General features: G+C 62.2%; 19 protein-coding genes. 17 read left to right on the top strand and 2 right to left on the bottom strand.

Going from position 1 to position 25959, the window contains the following annotated elements; genetic code table 11:
• Positions 1-58 precede the first annotated feature (58 nt).
• A complete protein-coding gene (locus ABMA59_RS05215) occupies positions 59-886 on the top strand; it encodes a hypothetical protein (RefSeq protein ID WP_349004248.1) in 828 nt (275 codons plus the stop codon).
• Between the two features lie 98 nt (positions 887-984).
• Here the strand turns inward: ABMA59_RS05215 and ABMA59_RS05210 are convergent, their stop codons facing one another.
• Positions 985-1911 carry a carbohydrate kinase family protein gene (locus tag ABMA59_RS05210; protein WP_349004247.1) on the bottom strand — a complete coding sequence of 309 codons (927 nt, stop codon included), beginning with the start codon at positions 1909-1911 and terminating at the stop codon, positions 985-987.
• Positions 1912-2018: 107 nt separating this feature from the next.
• Complete coding sequence (locus tag ABMA59_RS05205) at positions 2019-3245, bottom strand: ROK family transcriptional regulator (protein ID WP_349004246.1); 1227 nt, start codon at positions 3243-3245, stop codon at positions 2019-2021.
• Between the two features lie 225 nt (positions 3246-3470).
• Between ABMA59_RS05205 and ABMA59_RS05200 the strand changes: the two genes are divergently transcribed.
• The 16 genes from ABMA59_RS05200 to ABMA59_RS05125 all read left to right on the top strand — a co-directional run bounded on the left by ABMA59_RS05200 (position 3471) and on the right by ABMA59_RS05125 (position 25920).
• Positions 3471-4487 (top strand): sugar ABC transporter substrate-binding protein, encoded by a 1017-nt coding sequence (locus ABMA59_RS05200; protein WP_425475871.1) that lies wholly within the window; start codon positions 3471-3473, stop codon positions 4485-4487.
• A 96-nt stretch (positions 4488-4583) separates the two neighbouring features.
• Positions 4584-5633, top strand: a complete 1050-nt coding sequence (locus ABMA59_RS05195; protein ID WP_349004245.1) for an ABC transporter permease — start codon at positions 4584-4586, stop codon at positions 5631-5633.
• On the top strand, positions 5633-6409 hold the full coding sequence (locus tag ABMA59_RS05190; RefSeq protein WP_349004244.1) for an ATP-binding cassette domain-containing protein: 777 nt from the start codon (positions 5633-5635) through the stop codon (positions 6407-6409). The genes ABMA59_RS05195 and ABMA59_RS05190 overlap by 1 nt, the downstream gene beginning before the upstream one ends.
• Positions 6410-6564: 155 nt before the next feature.
• Positions 6565-9012, top strand: coding sequence for a glycogen/starch/alpha-glucan phosphorylase (locus ABMA59_RS05185; protein WP_349004243.1), 2448 nt, complete (start codon positions 6565-6567; stop codon positions 9010-9012).
• A gap of 59 nt (positions 9013-9071) precedes the next feature.
• Positions 9072-11288 (top strand): 1,4-alpha-glucan branching protein GlgB, encoded by a 2217-nt coding sequence (glgB, locus tag ABMA59_RS05180; protein ID WP_349004242.1) that lies wholly within the window; start codon positions 9072-9074, stop codon positions 11286-11288.
• 19 nt (positions 11289-11307) lie between these two features.
• Positions 11308-12570: a glucose-1-phosphate adenylyltransferase gene (gene glgC, locus ABMA59_RS05175; RefSeq protein ID WP_349004241.1), complete on the top strand. Its 1263-nt coding sequence runs from the start codon at positions 11308-11310 to the stop codon at positions 12568-12570.
• A 4-nt stretch (positions 12571-12574) separates the two neighbouring features.
• Positions 12575-14020, top strand: coding sequence for a glycogen synthase GlgA (gene glgA, locus ABMA59_RS05170; RefSeq protein ID WP_349004240.1), 1446 nt, complete (start codon positions 12575-12577; stop codon positions 14018-14020).
• A 3-nt stretch (positions 14021-14023) separates the two neighbouring features.
• A complete protein-coding gene (locus ABMA59_RS05165; RefSeq protein ID WP_349004239.1) occupies positions 14024-15646 on the top strand; it encodes an alpha-D-glucose phosphate-specific phosphoglucomutase in 1623 nt (540 codons plus the stop codon).
• Between the two features lie 265 nt (positions 15647-15911).
• Positions 15912-17888, top strand: a complete 1977-nt coding sequence (glgX, locus tag ABMA59_RS05160; RefSeq protein ID WP_349004238.1) for a glycogen debranching protein GlgX — start codon at positions 15912-15914, stop codon at positions 17886-17888.
• Positions 17885-19510 carry a beta-galactosidase BglA gene (gene bglA / locus ABMA59_RS05155; RefSeq protein ID WP_349004237.1) on the top strand — a complete coding sequence of 542 codons (1626 nt, stop codon included), beginning with the start codon at positions 17885-17887 and terminating at the stop codon, positions 19508-19510. The genes glgX and bglA overlap by 4 nt, the downstream gene beginning before the upstream one ends.
• Positions 19511-19757: 247 nt before the next feature.
• Entirely contained in the window at positions 19758-21356 is a 1599-nt protein-coding gene (locus tag ABMA59_RS05150; protein WP_425475864.1) for a peptide ABC transporter substrate-binding protein, read from the top strand.
• Between the two features lie 69 nt (positions 21357-21425).
• A complete protein-coding gene (gene oppB, locus ABMA59_RS05145; protein ID WP_349004236.1) occupies positions 21426-22349 on the top strand; it encodes an oligopeptide ABC transporter permease OppB in 924 nt (307 codons plus the stop codon).
• Complete coding sequence (locus tag ABMA59_RS05140; RefSeq protein ID WP_349004235.1) at positions 22342-23460, top strand: ABC transporter permease; 1119 nt, start codon at positions 22342-22344, stop codon at positions 23458-23460. Before oppB ends, ABMA59_RS05140 begins: the two co-directional genes overlap by 8 nt.
• Before the next feature lies 1 nt (position 23461).
• Entirely contained in the window at positions 23462-25081 is a 1620-nt protein-coding gene (locus tag ABMA59_RS05135) for an ABC transporter ATP-binding protein (protein WP_349004234.1), read from the top strand.
• Between the two features lie 255 nt (positions 25082-25336).
• On the top strand, positions 25337-25588 hold the full coding sequence (locus ABMA59_RS05130) for a glycine zipper domain-containing protein (RefSeq protein ID WP_349004233.1): 252 nt from the start codon (positions 25337-25339) through the stop codon (positions 25586-25588).
• 116 nt (positions 25589-25704) lie between these two features.
• Complete coding sequence (locus ABMA59_RS05125; RefSeq protein ID WP_349004232.1) at positions 25705-25920, top strand: hypothetical protein; 216 nt, start codon at positions 25705-25707, stop codon at positions 25918-25920.
• The last annotated feature ends 39 nt before the right edge of the window (positions 25921-25959 follow it).

Below are 25959 nucleotides of genomic sequence, written 5' to 3'. Positions count from 1 at the left end.
GCAAGAATAACGCGCAAGTATTCGTTCCTGGCATCAGTGCATTTCCCGGGAGCAGCCGATGGGCGAGAGGGACCGGCAGGATTTCCTTGAAGCGGCCGCGAAGGTATCGCAGGCCCGCAGAGAGGAATGGGGCGCAGCGGTCGCGGCACTGACCCGGATGGCTATGTTCGACATCATTCCGGCCTTCGCGGCCTTGCCAGCGATGGATAAATTTGCGTTTTTTGGCTATTGCAGCTCAAACAAGGGCAAGATTGGCGAAGTCAGCTACAACCGGATCGCATTCGCGCGCTGCGTCGTACTGAATGCTGAGATAAAGGACTATGGAATCCCGTTAGAGCAGGTCAATGACGGCCGGGAATATTTGGGGTGTACCCGGCTGGATGACAAAGGTGTTCAGGAGTACATAGATAAGGCCCTGGCCGCCGCGAACGCTGCGATCCTCAACAATGAAAAAGGCACCGACTACGCGCGATCGGGTCTTCCCGACGCGAATTGTTGCGGCAGGGTCGGCGTGGCGTGGAGCGTTATCCTCGTGGGGCAGCGGCGGGAGAAGCCGGGCGCATCCCTGATTTCGAACCTCGCTGCGGCCGCGCACTACATGCTGGCGCGGTATCACGTCTGCATGGCGAAAGCTCGTGAGTGGCAGATGAATTGGGTCACCGAAGGTTACGATGCCCAGAAGCGCGCGACAATCGCCGGCGGGGACCGTGAACTGAAATCGATGGCGCTGACTGCCAACCGCCCCTTTCCGCCTGACTATGCGATCACGGAATGGGCGAAAAAAGGCTCTGCGGACGGGGAGGCTGACCGGAAGCGGTGTAATTCGCTCGCCGATCAGCCTTGGATAGTCCCGATTGTCAACAAGAAGGAATGGGGCTTCGAATGAGTCGCCGTCCCGGCGACTCTTCATCGGGCTATTTTTTCAGGTGGGCCACTCTTGAAGGGACGCCACCTTTCCGCAGAAAGGTAAAACGGTCCCGGCGCTTATTTACTCATCTCACGCCGCCAGGGCGGATTGGCGCCGGGGCGCGAAACGGTGATCGCCGCCGCCTTGCCGCTGAAGGCAAGCACCGATCTTATCTGTTCCTCGCTCAGCGCCGAGATTGCGCGCTTGGTCAGCAATCCCTGGTCGCGCAGGTTAGCCAGAATGCCGGCATTGACGGTGTCTCCCGCCCCGACCGTGTCGACCACGGTGACCCGTTCCGCAGGCGTCGAAACCTTGTAGCGTTTTGAGAATGCGATCAATCCGTCGCCGCCCCGGGTCACCACCATGAGCTTCGGCCCGAGATCCAGCCAGCGAGCTGCAATCTCTTCCATACTGCCGGTTTCGCCGAACCAGTCGAGATCCTCGTCCGACAATTTCACAATGTCAGCATAGGCCAGCATTCGTTTCATGCGGGCGAGGTGGGAGGGCTTGTCCTTGATGAAGTTCTTGCGGATGTTCGGATCGAACATCATCACCCGCTTGCCGTGCTCACGGCGCATTAGCGCCTCGTAGGTAGCACCGCATGGTTCAGGGATGAGGCTGATGCAGGAAAAATGCATCGCCTCGACACCGGCTCCGATTGCCGGCAGATCGGTTTCAAACAGCATGCGGCCAGCGGTGTTCTCGTCGTAGAAGAGGTAGGTGGCGTGGCCATCGACAAGGCGGACGAAGGCGAGCGTGGTCGGCCGGTCCGAGAATTTGATATAGTCCAGCCCGACATTGCTGGCGCTCAGAGCTTCCTTGAGCAGGCCCCCGAAAAAGTCGGTGGAGATACCGGTGAAAAATCCGGCCGGGATGTCCAGCCGGCCGAGCGCCACCGCGGTATTGAACACCGCGCCTCCGACATAGGGAGCAAAACTGGGCTCGCCGCCGCGGCTTTCCCGGGGCAACATGTCGATCAGCGCTTCGCCGCAGCAGACGATCATGGTCTGTTTGCTCCCTCGGGAATCATTGCATTTTTTTGGATTGCCCGGCCGCCATACAACCGCGCCCGGTCTGCTGCAACGGCCATGGTTGCCTGCGGTTCAAGACTTCAGGCTTCCTTGGACGGGGTCGAGCCGCCCAGAAGGAAACGCTCCGATAGAGGCAGGCTGGCGCCGCCGAGCGCGCGCGCGTGGATGCCGACCGTTCCTTCGCGCACCTGGGGAACGGCGAGGCCCTCGACGTCGATCTTGCGCAACGCCTCCGCGACCAGAGTCACCAGCCGGGCGCGGATCGAGGCGGGCATCCAGCCGTCGACCACCGCCGCCTCGAAGTCGATGACGGCGGAAGCCGAGACGATCGCATAGGCGAGCGCGCTGGCGGCGCGTTCGATCCACCGGTCGAGTTCCGGCCCCACGTTGCCCCAGTCCTGCGGCGAGGTCCACAGATAGGAGGCATCAAACCCCTGTTCCTTAAGCGCTTTTTCCAGAATTGCGATGGATGCCACGTCAATCAACTGAGCCGGACGTCCGTCGATGCCGGGCACTGGCATCGAGCCCAGCGCCCCCGCATTGCCGGTCGGACCTCCATACAGCCTGCCGTTGAGCACCACACCGCCGCCGGCAAAGGCACCTATGTAGAAATAGACGAAGTCGCGCAGATTGCCGCTGCGGCCGAAGACCAGTTCAGCGCCGCAAGCCGAGGTCGCATCGTTCTGCAGATAGACCGGAAAGCCGAATTCGGCTTGCAGTTCGGTTCGGATGTCCAGGCTGCGCCACTGGTCCATCGCGCCGCGCGGCGCGCCGACCGTGTCGGCCCAGTTCCACAGTTCGAAGGGCATGGCGATGCCAAGCCCGGCAATGCGCCGGTCCTGCTCGGGCGAAAGCGTGCCACGCAGCGAGCGGATGCCGTTGCGCACAAAGGCCATAGTTTCCGCGGGCGCGGGGTAGAGGTAGGAACTGTGCAGCATGGCGCGCACCGTTCCGACAAAATCGATAAGCACCAACTCCGCGCTGCGACGCCCGATCTTCAGGCCGAGGAAAAAGGCGCCTTCCGGATTGAGCGACATCGGGATCGAAGGCTGCCCGATCTTGCCGCGGATGGGCTCTTCCCTCAGCAGCAGCCCGTCCGTTTCCAATTCGCGCATGATCACCGACACGGTTTGCGCGGAAAGCTTGGTCATGCGGGCAATGTCGGATTTGGCCAGGCTGCCATGCTGGCGCAGCAGCGAGAACACGAGGCGCTCATTATGCGCCCGCATGCCGCTCTGGTTGGTGCCCAGTTGGAACCGGCTGTCGCCAAGTTCCTGGGAGCCGAGCTTATATCCGCCGGTCTCCAAAAATTCCTCCTCCCGAGGCATGCAAAAACTTTGGGTCAGAATGGCGGGGCGTACGATGGCTGTCAATAATAAATAAGAGTGATTTAATTATTGACAAAGTATCGCCGATCCTGTTTTTTGAAGAAGGATACCGGCGGCAAAATCGCGTCGCGGTGTTCGTTCGGCGCCTGGAACCGGGCGTGAGGTTTTTTCACTGGGAGGATAATCGTGACCAAGATTGCATTCTTGAAGACCAGCGTGTTCGCCGCCGCGGCGGCAGGTCTGATGGCTCTTGCGGCGCCCGCTTCGGCAGCCGACGTGAGCGCCTGCCTGATCACAAAGACGGACACCAACCCCTTCTTCGTCAAGATGAAGGAAGGCGCCTCGGCAAAGGCTGCCGATCTCGGCATCAACCTGAAGGCATATGCGGGCAAGATCGACGGCGACAACGAAAGCCAGGTCGCGGCCATCGAATCCTGCATCGCCGACGGCGCCAAAGGGATCCTGCTCGTTCCGTCCGACTCCAAGGCGATCGTCGATTCGGTCAAGAAGGCGCGCGATGCCGGCATTCTCGTTATCGCGCTCGACACGCCTCTCGATCCGATCGACTCGGCCGACTCGACCTTCGCCACCGACAATTTCAAGGCCGGCGAACTGATCGGCGCCTGGGCCAAGGCAACGCTCGGCGACAAGGCTGCCGACGCCAAGATCGCCTACATGGACTTGAACCCCAGCCAACCGACCGTGGACGTGCTACGTGACCAGGGCTTCATGACCGGCTTCGGTATCGACACAAAGGACGTCAACAAGATCGGCGACGAAGATGACGCCCGCAACGTCTGCCACGATGTCACCAACGGCAACGAGGAAGGCGGCCGCAAGGCTATGGAAAATTGCCTCACCAAGGATCCGGGAATCAACGTAATTTATACCATCAACGAGCCTTCCGCCGCGGGTGCCTATGAAGCGCTGAAGGCCGTGGGCATGGAAGGCAACGTGCTCATCGTGTCGGTCGATGGCGGCTGCCCGGGCGTGAAGAACGTCGCCGAAGGCGTCATCGGCGCCACGTCGCAGCAGTATCCGCTGCTGATGGCCTCCATGGGCATCGAGGCGATCAAGAAGTTCGCAGACACCGGGGAGAAACCTGCCAACACCGAAGGCAAGGCCTTTTTCGACACCGGCGCCACGCTGATCACCGACAAGCCGGCCGCTGGCGTGGAATCGATCGACACCAAGAAGGGCCTGGAGCTCTGCTGGGGTTGATTTGAACCAGTCTTAGGCGGACACTTGGCCCTGGGCGGAAGGCGGCCTTCGGGCCGCCCTTTGCACAAGGGGCAACGACCCGCGGGAGGAACAATCATGACCGACGCATCCGCAGGTGCCCGGCAGCCGCAGGAGTTCGAGAAGGTTCTCTCGGGCAGCGACACGACCGTAGCCAGTTTCGATACGCATACCCGCTCGCCGCTTGAGAAGGCCCAGCACTTTCTCCACAAAAACCCGGCGGCGGTGCCCCTGATCGTTCTTGTGCTTTCGGTGGTGCTTTTCGGCCTTGTCCTCGGTTCGAAGTTCTTCGTGGCGCTGCCGCTGATCCTGCAGCAGGTGGCGATTTCGGCGATCATCGGCGCCGCTCAGACGCTGGTAATCTTGACCGCGGGCATCGACCTCTCGGTTGGTGCTATCATGGTCTTGTCGTCGGTTGTGATGGGACAGTTCACATTCCGCTACGGCCTGCCCGCGCCCATCTCGATATTGTGTGGCTTCGGCGTCGGAGCGCTTTGCGGATGGCTCAACGGCTGGCTGATCGCGCATATGAAGCTGCCCCCCTTCATTGTCACGCTGGGTACCTGGCAGATTATCCTTGCCACTAACTTCCTCTATTCGGCGAATGAGACAATCCGCAGCCAGGACATTGCGCAGAACGCGCCGCTCCTGCAGCTGATCTCCGGCAACAGGATCATCGTGCTGATGTTTCTGCTCGTCGGGTTGCTCTGGTATGTGCTCAACCACACGGCCTGGGGCCGATACCTCTATGCGATCGGCGACGATCCGGACGCTGCTGAACTGTCCGGCGTGCGCACCAAGCGCATGCTGGTCCAGGTCTATGTGCTGTCGGGCGTGATATGCGCGCTCGCGGGATGGGTATTGATCGGGCGCCTGGGCTCGGTCTCGCCAACATCGGGACAGTTCGCCAACATCGAATCCATCACCGCGGTCGTCATCGGCGGTATCTCGCTTTTCGGCGGACGCGGTTCGATCCTGGGCATGATCTTCGGTGCCCTGATCGTCGGCGTTTTCCAACTCGGTCTGCGTATGATCGGCACCGATCCGCAGTGGACGTACCTGCTGATCGGCGTCCTCATCATCGCTGCCGTCACCATAGACCAGTGGATCAGAAAGGTGTCGGGCTAATGGAACCTCTCCTCACCGCACGTGGGCTGGTCAAGCGGTATGGCCGCGTAACCGCCCTCAACAACGCCGACTTCGACCTATATCCGGGTGAGATTCTCGCCGTCATCGGCGACAACGGCGCCGGCAAGTCGTCGCTCATCAAGGCCATCTGCGGGGCAATCACGCCCGACGAGGGCGAGATCAAGCTCGAGGGCAACCTGCTGAACTTCAAGTCGCCGATGGAGGCCCGCGAGGCCGGCATCGAGACGGTCTACCAAAACCTTGCTCTCTCACCGGCTTTGTCGATCACCGACAACATGTTCCTTGGCCGTGAGATCCGCAGGCAAGGGTTCATGGGTAAATGGCTGCGCATGCTCGACCGGCCGGCGATGGCCAAGATCGCCCGCGACAAGCTGACCGAACTCGGCCTGATGACCATCCAGAACATCAACCAGGCGGTGGAAACGCTGTCCGGCGGTCAACGCCAGGGCGTGGCGGTCGCGCGGGCCGCCGCCTTCGGGTCCAAGGTTGTGATCATGGACGAGCCAACCGCGGCGCTGGGCGTCAAGGAATCCCGCCGGGTGCTGGAACTCATCCTCGACGTGAAGCGTAGGGGGCTGCCGATCGTGCTTATCTCCCACAATATGCCGCATGTTTTCGAGGTGGCCGACCGCATTCATATCCATCGGCTCGGCAAGCGGCTCTGTGTGGTCGACCCCAAGTCGATCTCGATGTCGGACGCCGTCGCCTTGATGACCGGCGCCAAGAAGCCGCCGGAGGAAGCGCTCGCGGCGTAGGGGCGGCAGGACCGCGCAGCAAAAAAAGCGGCGTCGATTGCTGCTAATCGATTGAACATCCCGCCACTTTCGCTAGCATGGGGTCGGGAGGTAGCCGATCAACTGGCGCTCGACGATGAGCGGGCGCCAACCCGTGGGGTATGAAGTTGAAAGCTATGGCCGCCGAACTCCCGAACCTGAAAACCGATCCCAAATCGCTGGCTGCGGACATTCTCAATGTCCTGCGCTACCGCGTCGGCAAGGACCCATCGGTCGCGACGCCGCACGACTGGCTCTCCGCTTCGATCAAGGCGGTGCGCGACCGCATCATCGACCAGTGGATCGAATCCACCAAGGAAACCTACGAGCACGGCAAGAAGCGGGTCTATTACCTGTCGCTCGAATTCCTGATCGGCCGGCTGATGCGTGACGCCTTCTCCAATATCGGCCTTATGGACGATATGCGTACTGCGTTGTCCTCGCTCGGGGTCAACATCGACCTGATCGCTACGCTTGAACCGGACGCGGCGCTCGGCAATGGCGGCCTGGGCCGTCTCGCGGCCTGCTTCATGGAAAGCATGGCGACCGTCGGCGTGCCCGGCCATGGCTACGGCATTCGCTACGTCAACGGCATGTTCCGGCAGGAGATCCATGACGGCTGGCAGGTCGAATTGCCGGAGACATGGCTCGACCACGGCAATCCCTGGGAATTCGAGCGGCGCGAACGGGCGTTCGAAATCGGCTTCGGCGGCACGGTGGAATCGATCACCGACAAGACCGGCCGGCTGGAGCGCCATGTCTGGAAGCCGCAGGAGCGCGTCCTTGCCGTCGCCTACGACACGCCTGTCGTCGGCTGGCGCGGCAATCGCGTTAACACGCTCAGGCTGTGGTCCGGCTTCCCGGTCGATCCGATCCTGCTTGCGGCGTTCAACGCCGGCGACCACATCGGCGCGCTCGCCGAGAGCAACAAGGCGGACGCTCTTTCGCGCGTCCTTTATCCTGCCGACTCCCACCAGGCCGGACAGGAACTGCGGCTGCGGCAGGAATATTTCTTCTCGGCCGCCTCCCTTCAGGACATCGTCCAACGTCATCTCAGCGCCTATGGCGATCTCATGTCCTTGCCCGACAAGGCCGCAGTCCATCTCAACGACACCCACCCGTCGGTGGCGGTGGCCGAACTGATGCGGCTTCTGATGGATGTTCACGGCATCGATTTCGACAAGGCTTGGACGATTACCAAGGGCACCTTCGGATACACCAACCACACGCTGCTGCCCGAGGCTCTGGAAAGCTGGCCGGTGCGGCTGTTCGAGCGGCTGCTGCCGCGCCACATGCAGATCATCTACGCGATCAATGCGGAGGTGCTGCTGGAGGCGCGCGCCATCGGGCGGTTCAGCGAGGAACAGGTGCGGCGCGTATCGTTGATCCAGGAGGACGGTGACCGCCGCGTGCGTATGGGCAACCTGGCCTTCGTCGGGTCGCATTCGATCAACGGCGTGTCGGCGCTGCACACCGAATTGATGAAGGAGACGGTGTTCGCCGACCTTCACAAGCTCTATCCCGACCGCATAAACAACAAGACCAACGGCATCACGCCGCGGCGCTGGCTGTTTCAGAGCAATCCGGGCCTGACCTCGCTGATACGCGAGGCCATCGGCGAGAAATTCCTCGATAATGTCGAACTGCTGAAGGAACTGGATGCCTTCGCCGACGACGCTTCTTTCCGTGAAAAATTTGCGTCGGTAAAGCGCGCGAACAAGGAAAAGCTGGCGTCGCTCACCGCTGAGCGGCTGGGCATCCGCGTCGATCCGTCGGCGCTGTTCGACATCCAGATCAAGCGCATCCACGAATACAAGCGCCAGCTCTTGAACATCATCGAGGCTGTCGCGCTCTACGACCAGATCCGCTCGCATCCGGAGCGCGAGTGGATGCCGCGCGTAAAATTCTTCGGTGGCAAGGCTGCGCCGAGCTACCACAACGCCAAGCTGATCATAAAGCTCGCCAACGACGTGGCGCGCGTCATCAACCGCGACCCGGCGGTGCGCGGCTTGCTCAAGGTCGTGTTCATGCCGAACTACAATGTCAGCCTGGCGGAAGTGATGATGCCGGCCGCCGATCTCTCCGAGCAGATTTCGACCGCCGGCATGGAGGCTTCCGGAACGGGCAACATGAAGTTTGCATTGAACGGGGCCTTGACCATCGGCACGCTCGACGGCGCCAATGTCGAGATCAAGGAATGCGTCGGCGGCGACAACATCTTCATCTTCGGCCTGAAGGCTGACGAGGTCGCCAGCCGCCGCTCCAATGGGTATGCGCCACGCGAACTCATCGAAAAATCGCCCGAACTGTCGCAGGCGCTGGCCGCCATTTCGTCGGGCGTGTTCTGTCCGGAGGAGCCGGATCGTTATCGCGCGCTGATCGACGGCATCTTCCAGAGCGACTGGTTCATGGTCGCAGCCGATTTCGACGCCTACGCGGACACGCAACGCGAAGTCGACTCCGTCTGGCGCAACAGTCCGGACTGGCACCGCAAGGCAATCCATAATGTCGCGCGCGTCGGCTGGTTCTCGTCCGACCGGACGATCCGCCAATATGCCAAGGAGATTTGGGGAGTTTCCCTGTAAGTTGATTTCGCGAAAGCTGCCGTCAGAGCAGTGGTCGCCGGAGGGAGGAAGGTTGCAGGATGAAGCAGGCGCGTCGGGAGACGGCGGCTCTGAAGCCGGGAGGCTCGGCTTCCCAAAGCGATGTCGAGGCCATCGTCGCCGGACGGCATCATGATGCGTTCGCGGTGCTCGGGCTCCAGAAGGGCGAGGCTGGTTTCGTCGCGCGTTGCTTTGTGCCACATGCCGAGACCGTCACGGCCTATACGCTTGCCGGCAAGAAAGCCGGCGAACTGACACGCCTCCACGACGCCGGTTTCTTCGGAGGCAAACTTTCGATCCGCAAGCGCCAGCCGCTGAAATACCATGCCCGCAACGCCGGCGGCGAGTGGTGGCTGACCGATCCGTTTTCCTTCGGCCCGGTGCTGGGGCCGATGGACGATTATTATATCGCCGAGGGCACGCATCTCAGGCTGTTCGACAAGCTCGGCGCGCATCTGATCGAGCATGAAGGTGCCAGCGGCGTGCATTTCGCCGTATGGGCGCCGAATGCCCGGCGGGTTTCGATCGTCGGCGACTTCAACGACTGGGATGGCCGCCGCCACCCGATGCGGTTCCGCCAGGACACCGGCATCTGGGAGATATTTCTCCCCGACATCGGGGCGGGCAGGGCCTACAAGTTCGAGATCATCGGGCCGAAGGGCCAGAGGTTGCCGCTCAAGGCCGATCCGTTCGCTTTCCATTCGGAGCTTCGTCCGGCGACCGCGTCCGTCACCACCGCGCCGCTGTCGCATGAGTGGGGGGACGAGGCGCATCGCGCCTTCTGGAGCAGTGCCAATGCCCGGCGAGAACCGATGTCTATTTACGAGGTGCACGCCGGCTCATGGCAGTTGCGCGATAACGGAACATTCCTGAACTGGGACGAACTCGCCGACCGGCTGATCCCCTACGTTGTCGATACCGGCTTCACCCATATCGAGTTCCTGCCGATCACCGAGCATCCGTACGATCCGTCATGGGGCTATCAGACGACCGGGCTCTATGCGCCGACCTCGCGTTTCGGCGACCAGGAAGGGTTTGCGCGCTTCGTCGACGGCGCACACCGGGCTGGCGTTGGCGTTATCCTCGACTGGGTGCCCGCGCATTTCCCGATGGACGAGCACGGGCTGATCTGGTTCGACGGGACCGCGCTCTACGAGCATGCCGATCCGCGAAAGGGGTTCCATCCCGATTGGAATACCGCCATCTACAATTTCGGGCGGCGCGAGGTGGTGTCCTACCTCGTCAACAACGCGCTGTTCTGGGCGGAAAAGTTCCATCTCGACGGGCTGCGTGTCGATGCGGTCGCCTCGATGCTTTACCTCGACTATTCGCGCAAGCAGGGCGAGTGGATTCCCAACGAGAAGGGCGGGCGTGAAAATCTGGAGGCCGTGAAATTCCTGCAGACCATGAACAAGGCGGTCTACGGCAACTATCCCGGCGTGGTCACCATTGCCGAGGAGTCGACCTCCTGGCCGAAGGTGTCGCAGCCGGTCCATGAGGGCGGGCTGGGCTTCGGCTTCAAGTGGAATATGGGCTTCATGCACGACACCTTGGAATATTTCTCCAAGGAACCCATCCACAGGAAGCATCATCACGACCAAATCACCTTTGGCCTGATGTACGCCTTCAGCGAGAATTTCGTGCTGCCGCTTTCCCATGACGAGGTGGTGCACGGCAAAGGCACGCTGATCGGCAAGATGGCCGGCGACGACTGGCAGAAATTCGCGACGCTGCGCGCCTACTATGCCTTCATGTGGGGTTATCCCGGCAAGAAACTGCTGTTCATGGGCCAGGAATTCGCCCAGCGCCGCGAGTGGAGCGAGGCCCGAGCGCTCGACTGGTTCTTGCTCGACTATGCGCCGCATCGCGGCGTGCGCGCGGTGGTGCGTGACCTCAATAACCTCTATCGTTCGCGTCCAGCACTGCACGCCCGCGACTGCGAACCCGAGGGGTTCAAGTGGCTGATCGTCGACGACCGCCAGAATTCGGTCTTTGCCTGGGCGCGCTATGCGCCCGGTCATGATCCGATCGTCGTCGTCTCCAACTTCACGCCGATCCAGCGCGACTTCTATCGGCTGCCTGTGCCGAAGGCCGGAAAGTGGCGCGAAATCATCAACACCGACGCGACTGACTATGGAGGCTCCGGCAAGGGGAATGCGGGCGCCGTCGAGGCTTTGCCTGAGGCAGGCGGAGAAGCAAAGGCCACAATGTTGCTCCCGCCGCTGTCGACGATCATGCTGGAATTCGTTGGGGAATGAAAAGCTTGGGAGGTTCTAGATGGTGGAGCTGAAAAGAAACCAGCCGCTGGCGCGCGACGCCATGGCCTATGTCCTCGCGGGCGGCCGGGGAAGCCGCCTCAAGGAACTGACCGACCGGCGGGCAAAACCCGCCGTTTATTTCGGCGGCAAGACGCGCATCATCGATTTCGCGCTGTCCAACGCGCTGAATTCCGGCATCCGCCGCCTGGCGGTCGCGACGCAGTACAAGGCGCATTCGCTGATCCGCCACCTGCAGCGTGGCTGGAACTTCCTGCGGCCTGAACGCAACGAGAGTTTCGACATCTTGCCCGCCAGCCAGCGTGTCTCGGAGACGCAGTGGTACGAAGGCACCGCCGACGCCGTCTACCAGAACGTCGACATCATCGAACCCTACGGCCCGGAATACATGATCATCCTCGCCGGGGATCACATTTACAAGATGGACTACGAACTAATGCTGCGCCAGCACGTGGAACAGGGCGCGGACGTGACGGTCGGCTGCCTGGAAGTACCGCGCATGGAGGCGACGGGCTTCGGCGTCATGCATGTCGACGAGAAGGACAAGATCATCTCCTTCATCGAGAAACCGGCCGATCCGCCGGGCATTCCGGACAAGCCCGACCATGCGCTCGCGTCCATGGGCATCTACGTGTTCAACACCAAGTTCCTGATTGAGCAACTCCGCCGCGATGCGGCCGATTCCAGCTCGAGCCGGGATTTCGGCAAGGACATTATCCCTTACATTGTCGATCACGACAAAGCGGTCGCGCACCGGTTCACCAAATCCTGCGTGCGTTCCTCCATGGAACGAGAGGCCTATTGGCGCGACGTGGGTACTGTAGATGCTTACTGGGAAGCCAATATCGACCTGACCGACGTGACGCCTGAACTCGACCTCTACGACCGCGACTGGCCCATCTGGACCTATGCCGAATTGAAGCCGCCGGCGAAATTCGTGCATGACGAGGAGGGCAGGCGCGGCATGGCGGTGTCGTCGCTGGTTTCTGGGGACTGCATCATCTCGGGCGCATCGTTGCGGCGCAGCCTGATCTTCACGGGCGCGCGCATCAACTCCTATGCGAACCTCGACGAAGTGGTGATGTTGCCGGACTGCGTGGTCGGCCGCAACGCGCGGCTGAAGCGCGCGGTGCTGGATCATGGCGTCGTGATCCCGGAGGGTCTTGTCGTCGGCGAGGATCGCAACCTCGACGCCAAGCGTTTCCGCGTTTCGGAGAAGGGCATCTGCCTGATCACCCAGCCGATGATCGACAGGCTGGGGTGACCCTATGCAGGTTCTTGCCGTCACGCCGGAAATCTTCCCGCTCATAAAAACTGGCGGGCTCGCCGACGTGACCGGCGCTTTGCCGATCGCGTTGGCGGGCCATGGCGTGACGACGCGCACGCTGGTGCCCGGCTATCCGGTCGTCATGGCGGCCTTCAAGAAAAAGAAGCCGGTCCACCAATATGCCGAGTTGCAAGGCGGCAGGGCTGCGATCCATGCGGCGAAGGTCGGCGAACTCGACCTCTTTGTGATCGATGCCCCGCACCTCTTCGACCGGATAGGCGGGCCTTATGGCGACGCCGGCGGGAAGGACTGGCCGGACAATTGGCGGCGCTTCGCGGCGCTGAGCCAGGTTGGCGCCGACATCGCGGCGGGTGCGATTGCCGGTTACGCGCCCGAGCTTGTCCACGTCCATGACTGGCAGGCGGCGCTGACGCTAGCCTATATGCGCTTTGGCAAGGCGGTCGGCGAACCTTCGGTGATCACCGTCCACAACCTCGCCTTCCAAGGACAATTCGGCGCCGCCATCTTTCCTGAACTCGGTCTGCCGCCGCAGGCCATGGCGCTCGACGGAGTCGAATATTACGGCGGCGTCGGCTATCTGAAGGCAGGTTTGCAAGCGGCCTGGGCGATCACCACGGTGAGCCCGACCTATGCGCAGGAAATCCGGTCGCCGCAGTTCGGCATGGGCCTTGACGGGCTGATCAACAGCCGCGCCGTCGACCTGCACGGCATCGTCAACGGCATCGATCCTGAAACCTGGGATCCGGCGAAAGACTCCTATCTCGTGTCGCGCTTTTCCCGATCGTCGCTGAAGGCACGCGAGCTCAACCGGCCTGCGGTAGAACAGCGCTTCGGCCTCGATAGCGACAGGAGCCCGCTGGTCTGCGTCGTCAGCCGGCTGACCTGGCAGAAGGGGATGGACGTCTTTGCCGCCGTGGTCGACGAGATCGTGGCCGCCGGCGTGAAGATCGCCGTGCTCGGCTCGGGCGATTCCGGGCTGGAGGGCGCTCTGCACGCCGCTGCCGCGCGTCATCGTGGCCGGGTCGGCGTGGTGATCGGTTATGACGAGGCGCTGTCGCACATCATGCAGGGCGGCTGTGACGCAATCGTCATTCCGTCGAGGTTCGAACCTTGCGGCCTCACACAGCTCTACGGCCTGCGCTATGGTTGCGTGCCGATGGTGGCGCGCACCGGCGGCCTCGCCGATACGATCATCGACGCCAACGAGGCGGCGGTTGCGGCGGGCGTGGCCACAGGGCTGCAGTTTGCTCCGGAGAGCGCCGCCGCGCTGCTTCAGGCGGTGCGGCGCATGGTGGACCTGCACGGCGACCGCGCTACATGGAACACGATCCAGAAGCAGGGCATGAAGGCGGATGTCTCCTGGCACAGGAGCGCCGCGAAATATGCCGAACTCTACAAATCACTGATCGCAAGGAAAGCGGCCTGACACATGATACGCAGCGTCGAGACCACTCCCTTTACCGACCAAAAACCCGGCACTTCCGGCCTGCGCAAGAAGGTGCCGGTGTTCCAACAGAAGAACTATGCCGAGAATTTCATTCAGTCGGTGTTCGACGCGCTGGAGGGTTTTGCCGGCAAGACGCTGGTGATCGGCGGGGACGGGCGGTTCTACAACCGCGAGGTGATCCAGAAGGCGATCGCCATGGCGGCCGCCAACGGTTTCGGCAAGGTGATCGTAGGCCAGGGCGGTATTCTGTCGACACCGGCCGCGTCCAACGTCATCCGCAAATACAAGGCGTTTGGCGGGCTTATCCTGTCGGCCAGCCACAATCCCGGCGGGCCGCACGAGGATTTCGGCATAAAATACAATATCGGCAACGGAGGGCCGGCGCCGGAGAAGATTACTGACGCGATCTTTGCGCGCACCCGCGCGATCTCGATGTACAAAATCGCCGATATCGGCGAGGTCGACATCGATACGGTGAAGAGCTTCGACGTGGCCGGCATGACCGTCGAGGTGATCGATCCGGTCAAGGACTATGCCGAACTGATGGAGACGCTGTTCGACTTCGAGGCGATCCGCGCGATGTTTTCGGGCGGTTTCCGCATGCGCTTCGATGCCATGCATGCCGTGACCGGCCCCTACGCAAAGGAAATCCTTGAACACCGGCTGGGCGCCGCGAACGGCACGGCGCGAAACTTCAAGCCGCTCGAGGATTTCGGCGGCCATCATCCGGACCCGAACCTTGTCCACGCAAAACATCTCTACGACGAGATGATGGGTCTGGACGCCCCGGACTTCGGCGCCGCCTCGGACGGCGACGGCGACCGCAATCTGATCATCGCCAAGGGCATCTTCATTCCGCCGTCGGATTCTTTGGCTATGCTGGCGGCCAACGCGCATCTGGCGCCCGGCTACAAGGCTGGATTGAAGGGCATAGCCCGCTCCATGCCGACCAGCGGCGCGGCCGACCGCGTCGCGGCAAAGCTCGGCGTCGGCATGTACGAGACGCCGACGGGTTGGAAGTTCTTCGGCAACCTGCTCGACGCCGGCATGGCGACGATCTGCGGCGAGGAAAGTGCCGGCACCGGTTCCGACCATGTGCGCGAGAAGGACGGGCTGTGGGCCGTGCTGCTCTGGCTGAATATTCTAGCTGTGCGCAAGGAGAGCGCCAAGGCGATCGCCGAGAAGCATTGGGCAACTTATGGCCGCAACTATTATTCGCGCCATGACTACGAGGAGGTGGATTCTAACGCCGCCAACCAGCTCGTGTCGGAACTGCGCGCCAAGCTCGACTCTCTGCCCGGAACGAAGCTGCGCGGACTGACAGTCGAGAAGGCGGATGACTTTGCATATCACGATCCGGTTGACGGCTCGATCAGTGAGCACCAGGGCATCCGCGTGCTGTTCGAGGGCGGGTCGCGCTTCGTCATCCGGCTTTCCGGCACCGGCACCTCCGGCGCGACGCTGCGGCTCTATGTCGAGCGCTACGAACGGGACCGGCTCGATCTCGACACGCAGGAGGCGCTTGCCGATCTGATCGGCGCAGCCGATGATATCGCCGGAATCCGCAGCCACACCGGCAGGAACAAACCGAGCGTGATTACTTGATGGCGGCCATGAAGGCCAATCTCCCTCCTTGTGGGGGAGATGTCCGGCAGGCCAGAGGGGGGCAGCGTAGAGCGCCTGCCCGAGCGGACCTGCGTTTCGGCGGGCGCTTGCGTTCCGGTCAGATGCCAGCGGCCGCCACCTGCCATCGTGGCATTTCTTCACGCCCCCCTGTGTCTTGCCGGACATCTCCCCCACAAGGAGGGAGATCGGCCGTCGCGGCCCCCGGAGCTTTCCTGCCGCCCCTTATTCGCCATCCCGACGACAGATGAGTTCAAAGACACCTCGCCTCGGCGCGTCAGTCACTGCCTCCGGCACCGACTTCGCTGTCTGGTCCGGCGCGGCGGAGCGTATCTGGCTCTGCCTTTTCGATGACGACATCGAGACAGCCCGCATCGAGATGAATGCTGGCGAAGGCGGTGTGTTCAGCGCGAGCGTTCCTGGCCTTGGTGCAGGCCAACGCTACGGGTTTCGCGCTGACGGACCTTACGCCCCCGACCAGGGCCTCTGGTTCGATCCCGACAAGCTGCTGATGGACGCCTATGCTGTCGCGATCGACCGGCCCTATGCCTATGACATGCGGTTGGCGCTGAAGCGCGGCGCGGGTGGTGACACGGCGGCGCTGATGCCGAAGGCGGTTGTCACCGCTCTGCCGGAGCCGGTGAAGGCGGAGCCGCCGCTGTTCTTGCCGGGCGGGCTGATCTACGAAGTGCAGGTCCGGGCTTTCACGAAACTTCATCCGGATGTGCCGGAGGAACTGCGCGGGACAATCGCCGCGCTCGCGCATCCGGCGGTCGTCGACCACCTCGTCAAGTTGAATGTGTCGGCGGTCGAGTTGATGCCGGTGACGGCATGGATCGACGAGCGTCATCTTGGCCCGCTCGGCCTGACCAATGCCTGGGGTTACAACCCGGTCTCCTTCATGGGGCTAGATCCGCGCATCGCGCCGGACGGAATTGCGGAATTGCGGGAGACGGTGGCGACGCTCCGCAATGCCGGCATCGGCGTCATCCTCGATCTCGTCTTCAATCACACCGGAGAGAGCGACCAGTTCGGGCCGACGCTGTCGCTACGCGGGCTCGACAACGGGACTTATTACCGCCATGCGCCCGGTGACCCTGGAAAGCTCGTCAACGACACCGGCACAGGCAATACGGTGGCCTGCGACCGTCCGGTGGTTCGGGAACTGGTTCTGGATTCGCTGCGGCATTTCGTTCGCCATGCCGGCGTCGACGGTTTCCGTTTCGATCTCGCGCCGATCCTCGGACGCAATGATGAAGGCTTCGACCCGGACGCGCCGCTATTCAGGGCGTTGCGCGAGGATACCGTTCTCAAGGATCGCGTGTTGATCGCCGAGCCGTGGGATATCGGGCCGGACGGCTATCAACTCGGCAATTTCCCCGCGCCCTTCCTCGAATGGAACGACCGGTTCCGTGATGATGTCAGACGTTTCTGGAGGCGCGACCGCGGCATGGTCGGCACGCTGGCGACAAGGCTGGCCGGCTCGTCCGATGTCTTCAAGGGCGCGGCAACACGAACCGTGAATTTTCTCGCCGCGCATGACGGATTTTCGCTGGCCGACCTTGTCGCCTATGAGCGCAAGCACAACGAGGCCAATGGCGAGATGAACCGTGACGGTCACAACGAGAATTTTTCGTGGAACAATGGCGTCGAAGGAGAAACGGCCGATGCCGCAATCCTGACCGAGCGCCGCCGCGACCTCAAGGCTTTGCTCGCGACGCTGTTCCTTTCACGTGGCACGATCATGCTCACAGCCGGCGACGAGTTTGGCCGCACCGAGCACGGCAACAACAATGCCTATGCGCAGGACAACGTAGCATTCTGGCTCGACTGGGCGGGGCGGGATCGCGAGCTGGAAGAGTTTGCGTTCGTGCTTACCGCGATCCGTAAGCAATTGCCGACGTTGCGCGATTGCGCGTTCTTGACCGGTCAGGCGAACGAGAGCGGGCTGCCAGAGGTCGACTGGCTTACGGAGGCGGGCCGGCCGATGACCGAACAGGACTGGACCGACCCCGGGCGCAGCCGGCTGACGATGGTGCTGGCCGGCGAGGACGGCTCGCGTGTTGCGGTGGTCGTCAACGGCGACCGGCGGGCCACGGCGTTCTCCTTGCCGGAGCGGGCTGGATTCCGATGGGTCAAGATCTTGGGCGACCCGATAGGCCAGTCCGCGCCGTTGCTCGCAGCCGGCCGCGCCTGCCTGTGTTTTGTGGAGAAAGCCGAATGAATGCATCGTCCGACTGGTGGCGTGGCTGCGCGATCTACCAAGTCTATCCACGCTCCTATCAGGACACGACCGGCGATGGCAGCGGCGACCTGAAGGGTATCACAAGCCGCCTCGGCCACATCGCCTCGCTCGGCGTCGATGCAGTCTGGCTGTCGCCCTTCTTCAAGTCGCCGATGGCGGACATGGGCTACGACGTGTCCGACTACTGCGACGTCGATCCGATGTTCGGCACACTCGCCGATTTCGACAAGATGATTGCCGAGGCGCACCGGCTGGGGCTGAGGATCATCATCGACCAGGTGCTGTCGCATTCGTCGGACAAGCATCCGTGGTTCGCGGAAAGCCGGTCGAGCCGGAAAAGCCCCAAGGCCGACTGGTATGTCTGGGCCGACCCGAAACCCGACGGCTCCGCGCCGAACAACTGGCTGTCCATTTTTGGCGGGCCTGCCTGGGAATGGGATTCGGTGCGCAAGCAATATTACCTGCACAATTTCCTGGCGTCGCAACCAGACCTCAACTTCCACAATCCGCAGGCGCAGGAGGCATTGCTCGCCGCCGTGCGCTTTTGGCTGGATCGCGGCGTCGACGGTTTCCGGCTGGACACGGTGAATTTCTATGTCCACGACCAAAAACTGCGCGACAACCCGCCGCTGAAGCTCGGCAAGGCGGAAAAGGCGAAGCAGACCAATCCCTACGAGTACCAGAACCATCTCTACGATAAAACGCAGCCGGAAAACCTCGCCTTCCTCAAGCGGTTCCGCGCGCTGTTGAATGAGTACGACAACCGCGCCTCGGTGGGCGAGGTCGGTGACGGTAAGCGGTCGCTGAAGACGGTCGCTGCCTATACGTCGGGGGGCGACAAGCTCAACATGTCCTACACTTTCGACATGCTTGGGCCGGATTTCTCCGCAGCGCATGTCAGGAAATGCATCGCTGCCTTCGAAACCTCGGTCACCGATGGCTGGATCTGTTGGGCATTTTCCAATCACGACGTGATCCGCCACGTGACCCGCTGGACCAAGCCAGGAGCTTCGCCGGCGGAAACCGCGAAATTCGCCATCGCTTTGCTCGCCTGTCTGCGCGGCTCGATCTGCATCTATGAGGGGGAGGAACTCGGGCTGGAGGAAGCCGAGCTTGCCTTCAAGGATCTGGTCGACCCCTATGGCATCCGCTTCTGGCCGGGCTACAAGGGCCGCGACGGTTGCCGCACGCCGATACCCTGGGAGTCGGGGGCGCATGCCGGCGGATTCACCACCGGCAAGCCATGGCTGCCGGTGCCTGATGCACACCGGCAACTGGCGGTTGATCGGCAGGAGCGCCAAGCCGATTCGGTGTTGGCGCATTATCGTGCGGTGCTGAAATTCCGCGATGGTGAGCAAGCGCTGACGAAGGGCTCGATCGAACTTGTGGACGGGCCAGAAAATGTGCTGATCTTCACGCGCGAGGCGGGAAACGAAAAGCTGCTCTGCGCCTTCAGTTTTGCCAGCGCTCCCACGGAGGCCGGACTGCCGTCTGGTCTCAGCGGCGCGGCTGCCATCGGCTTTCCCGGTGCGGAGGGAACGGTCAGCGGTGAAAAATTGGTGCTGCCGGCACATGGTGTGTTCGTCGGAAGAGTGGCCTGAACCCTTGGCGGCGAGGACACGATTGGCCCACCTCGCTGGACCGAGGCTGTTGCCATCCATACGTCAGGAGCAACTTCCTCTGCGTGACCTCTCGGGACGGTTGAATTAGCGTTCGCCGGTGCTAGTGTCGCGGCACGGGGCGGCCACGGGCAATCCGGGCCGCTTTCACCGTGCCGGCGTCATTGCCAGGCACAAAAAGGCACATGCCGCGGCTGAGGGGCCGTGGCCAAGTGGGAGATCGACCAAAATGAAGATGCGAAACCTGTTGAAGGCGACGGTATTTGCCGCGAGCCTGACGGCGGCTGGCGGCGTGATGTTGGCGCCGGCCTTCGCCGAAGTTGTGTATAACCGCGGCAGCGCCGCCGAGCCGGAATCCGTCGACCCGCACAAGACTTCGACCGTCTATGAAGCGAACGTGCTGCGCGACCTGTTCATGGGCCTGGTCATGCAGGACGCCAAGGCGGAAGTGATCCCCGGCGCGGCCGAAAGCTGGACCGTTTCGGACGACGGCAAGACCTACACCTTCAAGATGCGCGCCGGCGCGACCTGGTCGGACGGCAGCCCGGTGACGGCAGAGGATTTCGTCTATTCGTTCCGCCGCCTCGAGGATCCGGCGACCGGCGCGGAATATGCCTCGATGCTCTATCCGATCGTCAATGCCGAGGAAATCAACACCGGCAAGGCCAAGCCCGAGGAGATGGGCGTCAAGGCGATCGACGCGGGCACGCTGGAGATCACGCTGAAGGCGCCGACGCCCTATTTCCTGGAAATGCTGACGCACCAGGCCGCCTATCCCGTCAGCAAGGCCGCGATCGAAAAGGAGCCGGCCGACTGGATCAAACCGGGCAAGCTGGTTTCGAACGGCGCTTTCACGCTGGCAGAATGGGTTCCGAACGACCACATGAAGATGGTCAAGAACCCCAAGTTCTACGACGCGGCCAATGTCAAGATCGACGTCGTGAACTTCATCCCGACCGAAGACCGCTCTTCCGCGATGAAGCGCTTCGAGGCTGGCGAACTGGACAGCTATGACGATCTGCCCACCGAACAGCTTGCCGACTTGAAGGCGAAGTTCGGCGACCAGATCCGCGTCGCGCCCTATCTCGGCAGCTATTATTACGCGATCAAGACGGACAAGGCGCCGTGGGACAATGTCGAACTGCGCACCGCCATCTCGGAAGCGATCGACCGCGACTTCCTCGCCGAGAAGGTCTGGAACAACTCGATGGCTCCCGGCTATTCCATGGTCCCGCCCGGCATCCAGGGGTACACGGCAGCGATGGCGACCTATGCCGACAAATCGCAGATCGACCGCGAGGACGAAGCCAAGGCGGTTCTGGAAAAGCTTGGCTACGGTCCCGACAAGCCGCTGAAGATGGAAATCCGCTACAATACGTCGGAGAACCATAAGAACACCGCTGTCGCCATCCAGGAGCAGCTGAAGCCGCTCGGTATCGAGGTGACGCTGCTCAATACCGATACCAAGACGCACTACGCGCATCTGGAGCAGAAGGGCGACTATGACGTTGCCCGTATCGGCTGGATCGCCGACTACAAGGACCCGGAGACTTTCCTGGGCACGCTCCGCAAGGCAAGCGGCAACAACTACTCGAACTACGACAGCGCGAAGTTCGAGGAATTGATGAACAAGGCGGCGGCAGCCGGCGGTAATCCGGAAGAGCGCATGAAGCTGCTGGGCGAAGCCGAGCGGGAGGTGGTCGACGACATCGCCATCATCCCGCTGCTGTACTACAACTACAAGAACATCGTTTCGCCGAAGCTGTCGGGCTTCGAGGATAACGTCATGGACGTTCATCCGTCGCGCTTCATGAACAAGACCCAGTAAGACTGCCCGCAAAATGGCCGCTCCACATTTGTGGAGCGGCTTGCGGACTTTTTAGCGAGGTCTTGCCTCATGCTGATCTATGTCCTCAGGCGGCTGCTGACTGCCATTCCCACGCTGTTTGTCATCGTCACGCTGGCGTTCTTCCTGATCAGGGTTGCGCCTGGGGGGCCTTTCAATCAGGAGCGGGGGCTAAGTCCGGAAATCAGGGCGAACTTGGAAGCCCAGTTCGGGTTGAATGATCCTCTCTGGCTTCAATATTTCAATTATTTGAAGAACTTGCTGCAGGGCAATTTCGGTCCGAGCTACAATCTACCTGACTTCACCGTCGGCGAACTGTTCGCGAACGGCTTGCCCATTTCTATACAATTGGGCTCCATGGCGCTTCTGCTGGCGCTGGTTGTGGGATCCGCGTTGGGCATCGTCGCGGCGCTGAACCAGAATAAGCTGGGCGACTACGCGGTCATCGCCACCGCGACTGCGGGAAGCACCATCCCGACCTTCGTCGTCGCACCGGTGATCCAGCTTCTGTTCGGACTGACCTGGACCTTGCTGCCCATAGGCGGCTGGGGCGACGGCGCATTTCTGAACAAGATCGGGCCGGTCCTCACCCTGTCGCTGCCGCAGATCGCCATCGTGGCGCGACTGATGCGCGGCTCCATGATCGAATCCCTGCGTTCCAATCACATCCGCACTGCCCGTGCGCTGGGCCTTTCCGAATGGTCGGTGGTGGTGCGCCATGCCTTGCGAGGCGCCTTGTTGCCGATAGTCTCCTACGCCGGGCCGGCGGCGGCGGCGCTGCTCACGGGCTCGATCATCGTCGAGACGATCTTTTCGATTCCGGGTGTCGGCCGGTATTTCGTCGATGCCGCGCTCAACCGCGATTATACGCTGGTGATGGGCACAGTGGTTGTGATCGCCATCTTCACCATCCTCTTCAACCTGATCGTCGACATCCTCTACGCCGTGGTCGATCCGAGGGTGCGCTATGACTGACGCCGTCCTTGTCGAGGCTGTTGCCGGACGGTCGTTCTGGGGTGACGCCTGGGCGCGGCTGAAGGCCAACCGCGCCGCCATGGTCAGCCTGATCTACCTGTGCCTGATGGCCGTGGTCTGCATCGCCGGTCCTTGGTTCGTCCCGCACCAGTACACCACCATCTATGCCGACTACGTGCGCACTCCACCGAGCCTCTCGGCTTATCCGAAGCCGGAGATGATCGAGACGGCGCTGGCGGACGTGATGAAGCGGATGCGTGTCGACCTCAAGGAATGGCGACAGGAGGGCGAGCGCGTCTTCCTCACCGTCACCTCCTCACGCGCGATCGACGAGCGAAACACGCGCTATCTCGACCGCTCCGACACGTTCGACGACGCCAAGGTCGAGGACAAGTCGGCCGACGGGCTGACCATGACGATGAGCGCCGGCATCAAGCAGCAGTATTTTCTGTTCGGCACAGACAATACCGGGCGCGACCTGCTGTCGCGAACCCTGATGGCGGGGCGCGTGTCGCTGGCCATCGGCCTGCTCGCCGGTGTCGTCGCCGTGGTTATCGGCGTGATCTACGGCGCGACGGCGGGTTTCCTCGGCGGGCGCGCTGACGAGGTGATGATGCGCATCGTCGATGTGCTTTATTCGCTGCCGTTCATCTTTTTCGTCATCATGCTGGTGGTGTTTTTCGGAAGAAATTTCGTGCTTATGTTCCTGGCCGTCGGCGCGGTGCTTTGGCTGGACATGGCCCGCATCGTCCGGGGCCAGGCGCTTTCGATCCGCCGCCAGGAATATGTGCAGGCGGCCGAGGCGCTCGGCGTATCCCGGGTCGGCATCGTGTCGCGCCACATTGTTCCCAACCTGCTCGGTGTCGTCGTCATCTACATGACGCTGCTGGTGCCGCAGGTGATCATCCTCGAGAGTTTCCTGTCCTTCCTTGGACTCGGCGTGCAGGAGCCGATGACGAGCTGGGGCGTGCTGATCTCTGTCGGCGCCAAGAACATCGGCTCGGCAAACTGGCTGTTGCTGTTCCCGGCGCTGTTCCTGGTGTCGACGCTGTTCGCGCTGAATTTTGTCGGCGACGGCCTGCGCGACGCGCTCGATCCGAAGGACCGCTGACATGACCGAGGGAAACCCCATTCTCTCGGTTAGGGACCTGCGTGTCGGCTTCCGCACACTCGACGGCACCGTGAACGCCGTAAAGGGCGTTAACCTGCGGGTCGATGCCGGCGAGACGGTGGCGATCGTCGGCGAGTCCGGTTCGGGAAAGAGCCAGACGATGATGGCGGCCATGGGCCTGCTGGCGTCGAACGGAAGTGCGAGCGGAGCGGTGGAATATCGAGGCCGCAATCTGCTCGGCCTTTCGAAAAGCGAGCTGAACAAGATCCGCGGCTCGAAGATCAGCATGATCTTCCAGGAACCGATGACCTCGCTCGATCCGCTCTACACGGTCGGCAGCCAGCTTGTGGAGCCGATCCGCAGGCACCGGGGGCTCGATGCCAAGGCCGCTCACGCCGAGGCGCTGCGCCTGCTCGAACTGGTTCGCATACCGGAGCCCCGGCGGCGGCTGCGGTCTTATCCGTATGAAATGTCCGGCGGCCAGCGTCAGCGGGTGATGATCGCCATGGCGCTGGCCAATGACCCGGACATCCTGATTGCAGACGAGCCGACCACGGCGCTCGACGTCACCGTGCAGGCGCAGATCCTGAAATTGCTTGCCGACCTGCAACGCAAGCTCGGCATGGCCATCGTTTTCATCACCCACGATCTCGGCATCGTCCGCCGCTTGGCCGACCGGGTCTATGTCATGCGCTCGGGCGAGGTGGTAGAGGAGGGGGCTACACAAGTGATCTTCTCGGCGCCTCAGCACGCCTACACCAAAATGCTGCTGGCCGCTGAGCCGACAGGTCGCAAGGCGCTGCCGCCCACCGGGGCGCCGGTGGTGCTGGAGGGACGTGGCGTCGAGGTCACTTTCGAGATCGGCGGCGGCTTTCTCGCTGGCGATTCGATGATCCTGCGTGCCGTCGACAAGATTTCCGTGGCGCTCAGGCAGCAGCAGACGATCGGCATCGTCGGCGAATCTGGTTCGGGCAAATCAACGCTCGGCCGTGCCTTGTTGCGCCTTTTGCCCAGCCAGGGCGTCATCCGCTTCGGAATGAAGGACATCGCCAAACTGGACCGCGAGGAGATGCGCCCTCTGAGGCGCGAATTGCAACTGGTGTTCCAGGATCCGTTCGGTTCGCTGTCGCCGCGCATGACCGTGGGCCAGATCGTCACCGAGGGCCTTCTCGTCCATGAGCCCAGCCTGTCGAAGGCCGACCGCGACCGCCGCGCCGTCGAGGCGTTGCGCGAAGTCGGCCTCGATCCTGCGATGCGCAACCGCTACCCGCACGAGTTTTCCGGTGGCCAGCGCCAGCGCATCGCGATCGCCCGTGCCATGATCCTCAAGCCCAGGGTTGTCGTGCTCGACGAGCCGACATCCGCGTTGGATCGGTCGGTGCAAAAGCAGATCGTCGAGTTGCTGCGCGACCTCCAGCAGGCGCATGAACTGTCCTACCTGTTCATCAGCCACGATCTTTCGGTCGTGCGCGCTATGGCCGACTACATCATCGTCATGAAGGAAGGCAGGATCGTCGAACAGGGCGAAACCGACGTGATCTTCGACCGCCCGCACGAGGACTATACGCGCACCTTGATGGCAGCGGCTGTCGATGAGACTAGGTTTCGGGCGGCAGGCTAGAGCCTTGATTCGACCGGATTTTTAAGAAAATGAGACCCGGCATTGGGGCAAGAGGCCGGGTCCCTAAGGCATATCCATCTGGAATGATTGAAGCTTACAAATGCTGTGTAACCGCTACATGCCGCCCGCCTTATGAATGTAACGGAAAGGACGGTTAGCCAAGATTGACGACGATCCTTGCGGCGATGCCGAGGGAACGTTAGGCTTCTCAGGACGTTACGATACACGTCGAAGCGAGAGAGGGATTTTCCACCCATGAAGAAGATTTTGATCGTCCTGGCAGTCGCGGCTGGCGTTGCCGGCTGCAACAACACCGAAAAGGGCGCAGTGATCGGCGGTGCGAGCGGCGCGCTTATCGGTGGTCTGGCCAGTGGCGATGCCGGCGGCGCGATTATCGGCGGCATCGCCGGCACGGCGGTGGGCGCGCTGATCGGCAACGTCGCCGACCAGCCGGGCAAGTGCTACTATCGCGGCCGCGACGGACGTCGTTACATCGCCCGTTGCTGATCTCGGGTCTCTGTCGGACCGATTGCGCCCGCGCTCGAAGCGCGGGCGTTGTCTTTTGTCTGAGGTGCAACTCCTTCCATGGTGCCACGTTTGGTTCTCGAACTTGGAGAAGTGCCATGACCGGTTATGCGCGCCCGCCGAGATTGACCCCTGACGGGAAGCCGCAGGAGGAGCGCCGCACCGGCGACGAGACCGGCCGCAGCTCTGTTGATGAGGCGCAGGATCCTGCCGGCGATACCGATGAGGGAACCTACGCCAACACCGACGAGGCGGTCCCGGACGAAGACGGCCTCGTTGGGCGCGGCGATCAGCGGAACCCGCCGTTGATCTGAAGCGTGCCGGCCTGACACGCTTCAAGGTCCCGCTCATCG

The sequence above is a fragment of the Mesorhizobium yinganensis genome, assembly GCF_040081985.1.
Taxonomy (GTDB): domain Bacteria; phylum Pseudomonadota; class Alphaproteobacteria; order Rhizobiales; family Rhizobiaceae; genus Kumtagia; species Kumtagia yinganensis.
The sequence above is the reverse complement of the archived record's forward strand: the minus strand, read 5'-3'. Positions and strand labels throughout refer to the sequence as shown.